The following is a 12,168-nucleotide window of genomic DNA, read 5'->3' as shown; positions in this document are numbered from 1 at the left end:
ATGCCTCAAAGAAATTTTATTCAGTATTTAACAATAACTGCCAAAGGGCTCGCAATGGGCGCTGCCGATGTTGTTCCAGGTGTCTCCGGCGGTACTATCGCCTTTATTTCCGGAATTTACGAAGAGCTTATTGAAACCATTCATAACATAGATCTTGGCTTTTTCAAAATCTGGAAAAACGAAAGTTTTATAACAGCTTGGAAACATTACAATCTGGGCTTTTTACTCGCCTTGTTTTCGGGAGTTTTTATAAGTATAATCTCCCTTGCAAAACTTATAACCTATCTATTAGACGTTTACCCGATACTGGTTTGGTCGTTTTTCTTCGGTCTTGTAATCGCCAGTATTGTATATGTGGGCAATCAAATAAGTAATTGGCGGTGGAGTGTAATTGTGGCAATATTACTCGCCTCCGTGGCATCATATTTAATTACCATTGCAGATCCTGTGGGTTCGCCAGATAGTACTTGGTTCCTGTTTTTTGCAGGATTTATTGCAATTATAGCAATGATACTTCCCGGTATATCGGGCGCTTTTATTTTATTGCTATTGGGCGCATACACTACCGTTATTGGTATTGTAACCCAATTTGGGGAAGGCGTTACAACATTAAACAGCTCGCTAATAATGGGGGCGTTGGGGAAACTATTAATCTTTGCCGTGGGTGCAATTTTAGGATTAAAAGTATTTTCTAAAGTCTTAAACTGGATGTTTAAACATCATAAAAATCTAATTTTGGCGGTACTTACCGGTTTTATGATTGGGGCGTTAAACAAAATATGGCCGTGGAAAGAAGTGCTGCAATACAGAATGAATCACGCTGGGCAGGAAGTTCCATTTATTGAACGGAGTGTGCTACCTCAAAATTTTGATGGCAATCCACAAATTTTATACGCGTTAATTTTCGCAGTAATAGGTTTTCTGACAATCTTTTTATTGGAACGGGTTGCAACGAAAAAAGAAACAATTGGCAATTGAAAATACAATAATTAAGTAGCTATAAACGCTTAACAAGAAACATTCGCATTGTACGAAAATCGCTCCATTTCAGATAAAACTTGGCTAGTCCTAAAAGGGCTCGGGATGGGTGCGGCCAATAAGGTACCTGGAGTTTCGGGCGGAGTAGTGGCATTTGTGGCTGGATTTTACGAGGAATTTATTTATTCACTTCAAAAAATAAACAAGAAAGCTTTTAAGCTCCTGTGGGGAGGCCGTTTTAAAAGTTTTTACCAATATATAAACGGACAGTTTTTGGGGTTGTTGATTTTAGGAATGGTAATTAGCTATTTTAGCGTTTCCAAAATTCTGGATTATCTTATAGTGCATTACGAACTGTACGTTTGGAGTGCCTTCTTCGGAATGATTATCGGCTCCATTTATTTTATTGCGAAGGATTTTGGGGATTGGAATCGAAAGTACGTAGCCTATCTTTTATGCGGGGTAATTGCGGGAGTTGCAATTAGTTTCTTAGAACCAGCCAAGGAAAACAACAATCTATTTTTTGTATTTTTCTGCGGAATAATCAGTGTTTCGGGGATGACGCTTCCGGGGCTTTCCGGTTCGTTTATTCTTATGCTTTTGGGGAATTATGTGCTGCTTTTGGTAGATTCCGTAAATGCCCTATTCGATACGTTTATAGATGTATTTCAATTTGATTTTAGCTGGATTTACAACACACAACGCATTGAATTACTAGAGGTTTTGGCGGTATTTTCGTTGGGTTCGTTGGTAGGTTTAGTTTCGTTATCACACCTTTTGGCCTATGTTTTAAAACGATTTAAAAAAGCCACGTACGCGGTAATTATTGGGTTTATTGCCGGTTCGTTGGGAGTGGTTTGGCCGTGGAAGGAAGAAAAGTACGTTTTTGACAGCTTCGGCAATATAAAAGTGGATGCCAATGGTAGAGATATAATCGTGGGCTACACCCGATATTTTCCTTCGGAATTTAATTCAGAAACCATGTATGCCATTGTTTTTATAATTATAGGAATTTTAATCGTGCTAAGCCTAGATTGGTATGACAATCATAAAAACAGACATCATGGCTAAGTTTGGGTTATTGGGCAGAAATATTGATTATTCATTTTCAAGAACGTATTTTTCCAAAAAATTTGAAAGAGAAGATCTTTCCCACATTTATTTGAATTTCGATATAAAAACAATTGAGCTCTTTCCAAAGGTTTTGCAGGAAAACCAATCATTAAAGGGGTTAAACGTTACTATTCCGTATAAGCAGGCAATACTTCCGTATTTAAACGCTTTACATATTGAAGCAGAGAAAATAGGAGCTGTAAACACTGTTAAAATATCTTCAGACAACCGATTAACGGGTTACAACACCGATTATTTCGGATTTCAAAAGGCACTGGAGTCTTATTTGCCACTTCGGCAAAAAACGGCATTAATTTTAGGAACGGGCGGGGCTTCCAAAGCCGTGGCGTACGCGTTGGAAAAGTTAGGATTCACATATAAATTTGTTAGCAGAAAGCAGGGCACAAATAGGTTAACTTATGCTGAAATAGACCGCAGCACAATTGAAAATCACTCCTTAGTTGTTAACTGCACGCCCTTGGGCACTTTTCCGAATGTAAGCGAATGTCCGGCAATTCCCTATCAATTTCTTACGAAAGAGCATTTACTTTTCGATTTAATCTACAACCCCGCCGAGACGGAATTTTTAAAACGCGGAAAACAACACGGGGCTAAATGCAGCAATGGCTTAAAAATGCTAGAGCTACAAGCAGAGAAAGCCTGGGAAATCTGGAATTCATAAAATTCGTATAAAAAATTTCAAAAAACCGCTGTGTGCTTTGCCAATTGCGCAGTTGTTAGTATATTGACCCTCCAAGAAAAAAGAACCTAAACATTGAAAAAAATGTCTGACAAAAACTTGCCACAGGAAGAAAACGAGAAAGAAATTTCAACCAGCAAAACCACTGAGCGAACAAAAGATGAAACTGAAGATACTGCAACTTCAAAAGAAGAAACGGTAGAAGAAGTTACGACTGAAGATACTGCTGTAAAAACGGAAACGGATAAACCTTCTGAGGAAAATTCAGAAAACAGTTTAAAAACTGATGACGCTGCTGATAAAACTACTACGGAAGCGGAAAAATTGGAAAAGGGAACCGTTGTTGAAAATGCTATGGTAGATGAAAAGCAAGCTGTTGCTGAAAAAGATACTTTAGAGCCAACTACCAACGAAAAAATAGAATCTGCAGATAGCGATACTACCGAAACGACCGTTGCGGAAACTGAAGCTTCGGAAGAGGAAGATGAAGAGGAAGTTGCCTCGTCTGAAGATGAAGAAGAAGATGAGCATGCCGAGGAAACTGCTCAAAAAGACTACAGTACCCTTTCGGAAAAAGAATTGGTGGCAGAGTTCGACAAACTTTTAAAGAGCAAGAAAATACAGGAATTAAAGCACGATGTTGAAGAAATCCGTTCTGAATTTAACAGCAAGTTTAATGAAGAATTGGAACGCAAAAAGGAAGAATTTTTAGCAGACGGCGGAAACATTATTGACTTTCATTATACAACGCCTTTAAAAAAGGAATTTAATTCGCTTTATTTCGATTATAAAGAGAAGCGCAACAACCACTATAAAAATCTTAAAAAGGATCTTCAATCTAACCTAGACAAACGCTGGGAATTAATTGAGGAATTAAAAGGGCTTTTAGGCGCTGAGGAAAATATAAATACTACGTATAAGCACTTTAAGGAAATTCAGGAAAAGTGGCACTTGGCCGGCGCTATTCCCAGAGATAAGTACAACACCGTTTGGAATACGTACCATCATCACGTTGAGAATTTTTACGACTTTTTGCATTTAAACCGCGAGTTTCGCGACTTAGATTTTAAACACAATCTCGACGCCAAGTTAAAGCTTATTACCCGTGCCGAAGAACTTACCCAGGAAGCCGATATAAATAAGGCATTCCGCGAATTGCAGATGCTTCACAAAATGTGGAAGGAAGATATTGGTCCCGTTGCTAAGGAATATCGCGACGAAGTTTGGGATAAATTTAGTGAGGCCACAAAGGTAATCCACGATAGACGCCAAGAACAATTGGCAGCCATGGAAAAGGATTTTGAGGAAAACCTCGAAAAGAAAAAAGAACTAATTGAAGCTATAAAGAAGGCTGCGGAAGAAGCAAAACCGAGTCATCAGGGCTGGCAAAATGCCATTAAAAATGTTCAGGAACTTCGGGATACATTTTTTAACACCGGAAGAGTACCACGCGCAAACAACAAGGAAATTTGGAAGGCATTTAAAGATGCCACCGGAAACTTTAATCACTTAAAAAACAGTTTTTATAAAAACCAGAAAAAGGAGCAATACGCTAATCTGGAAAAGAAACGCGAGCTTATAAAAATTGCAGAGGAAAATAAGGACAGCGAAGATTTTGACGCCACCACCCAATTGATGAAGAAAATTCAGAACGATTGGAAAAGCATCGGGCACGTACCGCGTAAGGACAGCGACAAAATTTGGAAGCAGTTTAAAAAAGCCTGCAATCATTATTTTGACAGATTGCACGCCCAGAAAAACGAGGCTAACAAAGAAGAAGTTGCACATTTTGAAACTAAGCAAAAAATGCTTGAAAAACTGAATTCTTTTGAATTGAGTGGCGACCATAAAGCCGATTTAAAATCGATTAAGGAACATATTACCGCTTGGAAAGAAATAGGCCGCGTACCGTATAACAAGCGAAATATTGAGCAGAAATTTAATAAAACATTAGACGGTTTATTCTCTAAGCTAGATTTGGGCAAAAAAGAAACCGAGCTTATTAAATTTGACAATAAACTTAATACGTTAGTAAATCGCGAAGACGAACGAAAACTACAAAACGAGCATTTCTTTATTTCGAAAAAGATTGATGAAACCCGGGATGAAATTAGACAGCTGGAAAACAATTTAGGTTTTTTCCATCATGTAGATGAAAGCAATCCGTTGGTAAAGGAAGTGCATAATAACATTGCACGCCACAAGGAACAATTAGAGGTTTGGAAGGCTAAATTATCGAAAATAAAAGAGGTGCGGGAATAATATATATTTTTGTTGTCCTGTAGAGACGCACCGCACTGCTTCTCTACGCGGGGGACGAGGGGGTATCTGATTTTTTGGCTTCGTTCCAATATATATCCATTTCGGCCAGGGTCATATCTTTTAGAGATTTGTTCATTTCCTTGGCTTTGCCTTCCAAATATTGAAAGCGATTAATAAACTTTTTATTGGTACGTTCCAGCGCGTTTTCAGGATTTACATTCAGAAATCTGGCGTAGTTAATCATAGAGAAGAGTACATCGCCAAATTCGGCTTCTATTTTTTCAGGATTATTATCATTTATCTCGTGTTGTAGCTCCCCGAGTTCTTCCTGTAATTTTTCAAAAACCTGCTGTGGTTCTTCCCAGTCAAATCCTACACCGGCGACCTTTTCTTGAATTCTGCTGGCTTTTACCAAGGCCGGAAGCGATTTGGGAACGCCTTCCAATACGCTTGTTTTTCCTTCTTTTAGCTTTAAGTTTTCCCAATTTCGTTTTACTTCTTCTTCATCTTTCACCTTTACATCGCTATAAATATGTGGGTGACGCGAAATTAACTTATCGCAAATAGTATTGCATACATCTGCGATGTCAAAATGGTTTGTTTCGCTGCCTATTTTTGCATAAAAAACAATATGCAACAGCACATCGCCCAATTCCTTTTTTACTTCCTGCAGATTGTTTTCCAAGATAGCATCGCCCAACTCGTAGGTTTCTTCGATGGTTAGATGGCGCAGGGTTTCCATGGTTTGTTTTTTGTCCCACGGGCATTGCTCGCGCAACTCATCCATAATGGTTAATAATCTATCGAATGCTTTTAGTTGGTCTTTTCGGGAATTCATTTTGCTTCGGGATTGATTAATTTGGAATTCGTGATTTGTGGGTTACAATGTAAATAATTTGCCACTAAATAACGACTACTTTGTTTGCCCAGTTTTAACGTAACAAAAAATCCCCAAATCCATTTAGGACTTGAGGATTTATACTGTATAACTTAATAGCCTAAAAGTTCAGTAGTTAAATTTTAGGTTTTGCGTGAAGCTGCATTTTTGGTAGATCCGCCTTTTTTAGCTGAAGAAGCTTTAGGAGCAGCAGCCTTAGGAGTTGCGGCCTTTGGCGCAGCGGCTTTTTTGGCGGCTGGCTTTTTTGTGTCTTTAGTTTCGTCAGTTTCGGTTTGGTCTTCCTCGCTTTCTTCGGCTTCAGAGAAATCTGTTATTCCGTTTTTGATGAGCATATTATACCATTGCACCACTTTTTTAATATCGCTTGCATATACGCGATCTTCGTCATAGTCTGGCATAACCCCGAAGAAGAACTCTTCCAATTCCTCTTTGGAGGCTTTGTGATTTATGGTTTCCTTGCCGTTTTCCTTTTCAGAAATTTTCTTGAAAACTTCGCGAAGCGGCACTTCTTCGGTGAGGGTATAAATAGCAATTTCGGAAAGCAGGCTCACATTGTGGCGACCGCTTACGTTTATTGTTTTACCGTCTAATAGCGATTCGGCCAAAAAGCCCGCTCGGGTTTGTGATTTTAATTTGTAAAGTCCAGGTTTACCTGAAATGGAAAGCACTTTTTCTAAGCTCATAAATTACCTTTAAAATGTTTTAATGGATACAAATATCTTTGGTTTGGTTAATATAAACAAGCGTGTTAACGTTTCTTTTTTGCGTTGGGAAATTTCATCTTATAATCTATGCCCACTTTTCCTTTAGAAATGTTGATCAGCTTGCTTTTAATCAATCTCTTTTTCAAGGGGGAAAGCTTGTCTGTAAAGAGAATTCCCTCAATATGATCGTATTCGTGCTGAATGATACGGGCCACAATACCGCTAAAAGTTTCTTTGTGTTTTTTGAAGTTTTCGTCTTGATATTCCATTACAATATCGGGTTGGCGAAAAACATCTTCGCGCACGTCTGGAATGCTTAAACAACCTTCGTTAAAAGCCCATTCATCGCCGGATTCTTCAATAATACGCGCATTTATAAAAACCCTTTTAAAGGTAGAAACAAATTTTTGTTCTTCGTCCGAAAGGTCTTCGTCTTCTTCAAACGGGGTGGCATCTACTATAAATAAACGGATTGGCAAATTTACCTGTGGCGCTGCAAGGCCAATGCCGTGAGCCTCGTACATGGTTTCGAACATATTTTCGATTACCTTATCCAGATTGGGATAATCTGGGGTTACTTCTACGGTTTCTTTTCGTAAAACAGGGTCGCCGTAGGCTATTATGGGTAAAATCATTTTTAATGTATATTGATATTGTTATTTGTTTGGCTTCAATGAATTGAAAAATCGTCAATCTATTTGTTATAAAGATATTCTTGCAAAATAATAGTCGCGCTTATTTCGTCTACCAAGGCTTTATTTTGGCGTTGTTTTTTTTTAAGGCCGCTATCAATCATTGTTTGAAAAGCCATTTTACTGGTATAGCGTTCATCAACCCGCTTAACTTGTAGGTCGGGAAAAACATTCGAAAATTTCTTTAAGAACTTTTGAATTTCATCTTCGATGTTGGAAGGAGTGCCATCTTTTTGTTTTGGCTCCCCAACCAGAACTAATTCAACTTTTTCTGAAGTAAAATACTTTTTCAGAAAATCTAATAATTCAGGAGTAGCTACTGTGGTTAAACCAGAAGCAATTAATTGCAACTCGTCTGTAATGGCGATGCCTGTGCGTTTGCTACCGTAATCTAAAGCTAAAATCCGTCCCATACCGACTGCAAAAATAAGGGATTAAGAAATAGTATGCTAAAATTCCATTTTATAATTAAATAACAGAAGCTATATTTGTACTTTTACTTAAATATATACTATGCAGTCCCCAATTTATATACTTCTTAGTTGCCTTATACTCCTTTCCTGTAGCTCTACTGACGACCCAATTACGCAGGAAGAAAACGAAGATCCAATAGCCGAACGGCAGTATCTTACTGCTTTTACTTCGGTGGGTGAAACTACCACGGACACGTTAGTGTATGCCAACAACACCCTTATTCTTAGAAAAGAGTACGTTGGAGATTTTCTAGATTATAATCATCATTTCATTTATAACAATTCAGGTGAGTTAATTAAAATTAGCAAAATACACTCTACTTCTACCTTCCCTTCGAGGGAAACTACCTATACGTATTATTCCGATGGAAACTTAAAGACTCGTCATTTCGTGGGTTATAATTCAGATTACACTCAAACTTTCACTTACCGGAACAACGCGATTTATATAGACGAAGGTACAACTAACGCCATTAGAATGAATTTAAATGCAGCTGGATATATTGTATCTGCAGATAGGTTTTATGACGATGTACAGGATTTTATAAATTTTATAAACTTTGAATATGATGCAAATGGCAATGTAACCGTTGCGTCGCAACGTTTCAGTAGAAACGATCCTTACCGTACATTCAATTATACTTTTGACGATAAATTGAACCCATTATTTGTTTTTGACTACAAACTTCCAAATGGGTTAACAATTAAACAACTTGAAGCTGTAGATTCGCATCCTAATTTTGGGGGTTATTCGCCCGGAGATGACGATAACCTGATTGTCTATTTCAATAAAAACAATATTAGTTCGGTTGAATCAGCAGACGGTATTGGAACGTTTAATTTTGAATACAATATTGAAAACTATCCCACAAAAATAGTTTTACCCCATAGTAACGGAGATGCGTATCTTACACTTATGTACCAATAATAAAAGCCTTATAACCATGCAAGAATTACAAAAAACCATAGAAAAAGCTTGGGACGATCGTTCCCTTTTGTCTGAAACCGAAACAATTGTAGCAATACGTGAAGTAGTTAATTACTGCGACCAAGGCAAATTGCGCTGCGCCGAGCCTTCGGAAGACGGGTGGCTGGTAAACGAATGGGTTAAAAAGGCAATTGTGCTCTACTTCCCTATTCAAATGATGAAAACAATGGAGGTTGGTATTTTTGAATATCACGATAAAATTCCTTTAAAATCCGGGTACGAGGCGAAAGGAATTCGCGTAGTGCCACATGCGGTTGCACGACACGGGGCCTATATTTCGAGCGGAGTGATTTTAATGCCGAGTTATGTAAATATTGGCGCTTATGTAGATGAAGGCACAATGGTAGATACTTGGGCCACAGTGGGCAGTTGTGCCCAGATTGGAAAAAATGTACACCTCAGCGGTGGTGTAGGCATAGGAGGGGTTTTAGAACCTTTGCAAGCCGCACCAGTTATAATTGAGGATGGTGCATTTATTGGTTCGCGCTGTATTGTGGTGGAAGGCATTCGCGTTGGAAAGGAAGCTGTGTTAGGCGCCAATGTGGTGCTAACGGCTTCAACAAAAATAATAGACGTTACGGGAGAAACCCCGGTTGAGTTAAAAGGAGCCGTGCCGCCGCGTTCTGTGGTTATTCCAGGCAGCTATACCAAAAAGTTTCCCGCTGGGGAATACCAAGTACCCTGCGCCTTAATTATCGGGCAACGAAAGGAAAGCACCAATCTTAAAACCTCGTTAAACGATGCGCTGCGCGAATACAGTGTTGCGGTGTAACATTAAGAATGGCCGCATGTTTTATACAGGTGAAAACCGATGTATTTTATAAAACTATAAAAAGTTCGCTTGTGTGAGTGTCTTGTTGTGCTAATTTGGTGTTTTAAGGCTATGGTAACTACCAGCTGCCGCCACCACCGCCACCAAAGCCACCTCCCGAAGACCCACCACCTCCGGAACTACTGCTGGAAGGCGAGCTTACCATGGTAGATTTTGCGGCTGAAATAGAAGAAGTAAACGAATTAGAGAAATTATTCATAGTAAAAGCACCCGTTGACGAGGTGTACCAACTTGGCGGTTGAACGTTGAGTGCCTCAAACTTCTTTGCCCATTGTTCAAACAAACCAAAGGCAAGAGCGTAGCCCATGGTAGTTTCAAAATAGGAAGGACTATCGTGAAGCAGCATTTTTAGTTTGTTTTCTTCGGCTATTTTTATAAAGTTTCTAAACCCTTTTAATTCGGAGAGTATTTGGTTGCCTTTGGCGTTTTTCTTCACTAAATGTACGCTCATAAACAATAAGAAAACAACAACAGGAATTACTGCCAGAGCTTCAAGGAGGCCCCATGAGAACAGAAATATCATAAATAGCACTACCCCACTTAGTAAGACTCCAATGATGGTTCGTGTTTGAATTTTTTTGGCTTTGGGATCGTAATATTTTTGAGCCTTTTGTTTTAACATGGTTTTGGCGCTAGCCATTTTAGTGTAAAAAGTATCCTTAAGACTGCTGATTAGCACTTCTTCCTTTCCGTGATTGGAAGCACTTCCAAAAAGGCCACTAAAAATTTTTACTTCATAATCCGGAGCGCCATCGGGTAAGGGTCTAAGTCGGGTAAGTTTGGTATCGTCCTTCGCGAACCAGCCCTTTTTGGGAATCTGCTCCATAGTTATAAGTCCGCGTGAGCCCCAATATGGGATTAATGAAATTAGGTCTTGTGTATCTTCACTATCGTCAATTAAAAATCCGGCCATAGACGGATCAATGCCATTTGGTGGAAAATAACTGGTGGTTGCCACTACCCTATCGTCTTTCCCGTATTTATTCCAAATTGCGTAAAACACTAGCAGTAATACGCCCAAAATTAGGGTCCATCCGTAATGCGTCCAAAAAGGCCACATGGGTTTAATTTCCGTTACCGAATTTAAAGGTAGGTTTACCAGAACCGTAACACTCTGACCGCTGTAGGATTTAAATTCTGGAATGCTTTTAGCGGTAAACACGCCATCATTATAGGCTACATTAAAATTTGAACTTTCCACCGTTTCACCTGTAAACCCAGAATATACAAATATATCATCCAACCCTAATTCCATGTTTTGGGGAAGGTGAATGGAGAAGTCTATTTTATCGAAAGCGGCGCTCCAGTCTGAAGCTTTAATGTTCCAATAAAAGCGTATATATTCCTTTTCGAAAAGGAAAGCATTGTAAACCCGGTATTTTATTTCGTAATGTTGCGGTCCGATAACCGTTACATCCTTATCGCCAATTTTTATTTGAAGATTGTCACTAAGCTTTTGTACAAAATCGAAATCGGCTTCAAACTTATGGTTTGGCACCTTTATGTTCTTAATTTTAATACGGCGTTCTTCCTGGGTTCCATTTTCTGTTAGCAGCTCATAATTGGTTTGAATATTTCGGTAAATGCCGTGTTTGTAAACCGAAAAAGTTAAATCGTATTTTTCAACTACATCAAAATAACCTTCTTCGTGAATGTAGATATCTACTTGGCAATGATTTACCGTAAATCCCTGTGCGATGGATTTAAAACCAAGCAGTAGTGCAAAGAGCAACAGCAACAGGGTTTTACGATAATAACAATTATGCTTTTTACTTATAGTCACCTTTTCAGTTATTAAAATAGTGCAATAGTTTCAAGTTTTGTTCACTGGGTTTGCCCCAAAAACTGGCATGAGGTAGATACGGCCTTAGTTAAAACTCACTTTTACGTTTTCACGGGTAGCCTCGTCAACTTCAAAATAATCGAAGTGTTGATAGTTTAGCATACCGGCAAACAGTACTCCGGGGAAACTTTCGCCATAGGTATTGTTTTCGCGAACCGTGCCATTGTAGTATCTGCGGCTGCGTTCAAGATTTTCCTCTATTTCGTTGAGTTTCTGCTGAAGGTCTATAAACCCTGCATTTGCCTTTAGGTCTGGATATGCTTCGCTTAAAGCAAAAATACTTCGCAAGGTTTGCTGCAATTGGTTTTCGGCTTTTATCTTTGCATTTATTTCATCGGAAGGCACTGCCATTGCTGCATTTCTGGCTTGTATTACGTTTTCTAAAGTTGACTTTTCGTGTGCGGCGTAGCCTTTTACGGTTTCAACAAGGTTTGGAATTAAATCGTATCGACGTTTTAGGGCCACGTCTATATTGCTCCAGGCGTCTTTTACCATATTTTTGTTTTTCACAAAACGGTTGTAAACAATTACGAGCAAAAGGCCCGCAACAACTATTACGCCTATTAAAAGTAGAATGGTACTCATAGTATTTGGTTGTTAGTTTAAAATGAAAAACTAAGATACTATAATTCTTTTAAAATGTGGAAAACATCCATCCAAAAATAGCGGTATAATATATTGTAAT

General features: G+C 38.7%; 12 protein-coding genes. 6 read left to right on the top strand and 6 right to left on the bottom strand.

Annotated features, from left to right (window positions below):
• From VZD24_RS00210 to VZD24_RS00195, 4 genes are all read left to right on the top strand, one after another.
• Positions 1-978 carry a DUF368 domain-containing protein gene (locus tag VZD24_RS00210; protein WP_342686681.1) on the top strand — a complete coding sequence of 326 codons (978 nt, stop codon included), beginning with the start codon at positions 1-3 and terminating at the stop codon, positions 976-978.
• Positions 979-1,026: 48 nt separating this feature from the next.
• Entirely contained in the window at positions 1,027-2,049 is a 1,023-nt protein-coding gene (locus tag VZD24_RS00205; protein ID WP_279447395.1) for a DUF368 domain-containing protein, read from the top strand.
• A complete protein-coding gene (locus tag VZD24_RS00200) occupies positions 2,042-2,773 on the top strand; it encodes a shikimate dehydrogenase family protein (RefSeq protein WP_342686717.1) in 732 nt (243 codons plus the stop codon). The genes VZD24_RS00205 and VZD24_RS00200 overlap by 8 nt, the downstream gene beginning before the upstream one ends.
• Before the next feature lie 102 nt (positions 2,774-2,875).
• Complete coding sequence (locus VZD24_RS00195; RefSeq protein WP_342686682.1) at positions 2,876-5,053, top strand: DUF349 domain-containing protein; 2,178 nt, start codon at positions 2,876-2,878, stop codon at positions 5,051-5,053.
• A gap of 43 nt (positions 5,054-5,096) precedes the next feature.
• Here the strand turns inward: VZD24_RS00195 and mazG are convergent, their stop codons facing one another.
• The 4 genes from mazG to ruvX all read right to left on the bottom strand — a co-directional run bounded on the left by mazG (position 5,097) and on the right by ruvX (position 7,760).
• On the bottom strand, positions 5,097-5,891 hold the full coding sequence (gene mazG / locus VZD24_RS00190) for a nucleoside triphosphate pyrophosphohydrolase (protein WP_279447393.1): 795 nt from the start codon (positions 5,889-5,891) through the stop codon (positions 5,097-5,099).
• Positions 5,892-6,073: 182 nt separating this feature from the next.
• Positions 6,074-6,634 carry a DUF5606 family protein gene (locus tag VZD24_RS00185; protein ID WP_342686683.1) on the bottom strand — a complete coding sequence of 187 codons (561 nt, stop codon included), beginning with the start codon at positions 6,632-6,634 and terminating at the stop codon, positions 6,074-6,076.
• Between the two features lie 65 nt (positions 6,635-6,699).
• Entirely contained in the window at positions 6,700-7,290 is a 591-nt protein-coding gene (gene def, locus VZD24_RS00180) for a peptide deformylase (RefSeq protein ID WP_279447392.1), read from the bottom strand.
• 59 nt (positions 7,291-7,349) lie between these two features.
• Complete coding sequence (ruvX, locus tag VZD24_RS00175) at positions 7,350-7,760, bottom strand: Holliday junction resolvase RuvX (RefSeq protein WP_279447391.1); 411 nt, start codon at positions 7,758-7,760, stop codon at positions 7,350-7,352.
• 100 nt (positions 7,761-7,860) lie between these two features.
• Between ruvX and VZD24_RS00170 the strand changes: the two genes are divergently transcribed.
• Positions 7,861-8,748, top strand: a complete 888-nt coding sequence (locus tag VZD24_RS00170; RefSeq protein ID WP_279447390.1) for a hypothetical protein — start codon at positions 7,861-7,863, stop codon at positions 8,746-8,748.
• A gap of 16 nt (positions 8,749-8,764) precedes the next feature.
• Entirely contained in the window at positions 8,765-9,580 is an 816-nt protein-coding gene (locus VZD24_RS00165) for a 2,3,4,5-tetrahydropyridine-2,6-dicarboxylate N-succinyltransferase (protein ID WP_342686684.1), read from the top strand.
• A gap of 118 nt (positions 9,581-9,698) precedes the next feature.
• Here the strand turns inward: VZD24_RS00165 and VZD24_RS00160 are convergent, their stop codons facing one another.
• Positions 9,699-11,423, bottom strand: coding sequence for a DUF2207 domain-containing protein (locus VZD24_RS00160; RefSeq protein WP_342686685.1), 1,725 nt, complete (start codon positions 11,421-11,423; stop codon positions 9,699-9,701).
• 84 nt (positions 11,424-11,507) lie between these two features.
• Complete coding sequence (locus VZD24_RS00155; protein WP_279447387.1) at positions 11,508-12,068, bottom strand: LemA family protein; 561 nt, start codon at positions 12,066-12,068, stop codon at positions 11,508-11,510.
• Positions 12,069-12,168 lie beyond the last annotated feature (100 nt).

The sequence above is a fragment of the Aequorivita flava genome, assembly GCF_038742595.1.
GTDB lineage: Bacteria > Bacteroidota > Bacteroidia > Flavobacteriales > Flavobacteriaceae > Aequorivita > Aequorivita marisscotiae.
Note: the sequence above shows the minus strand (reverse complement) of the source record. Positions and strands in the feature narration are given on the sequence as shown.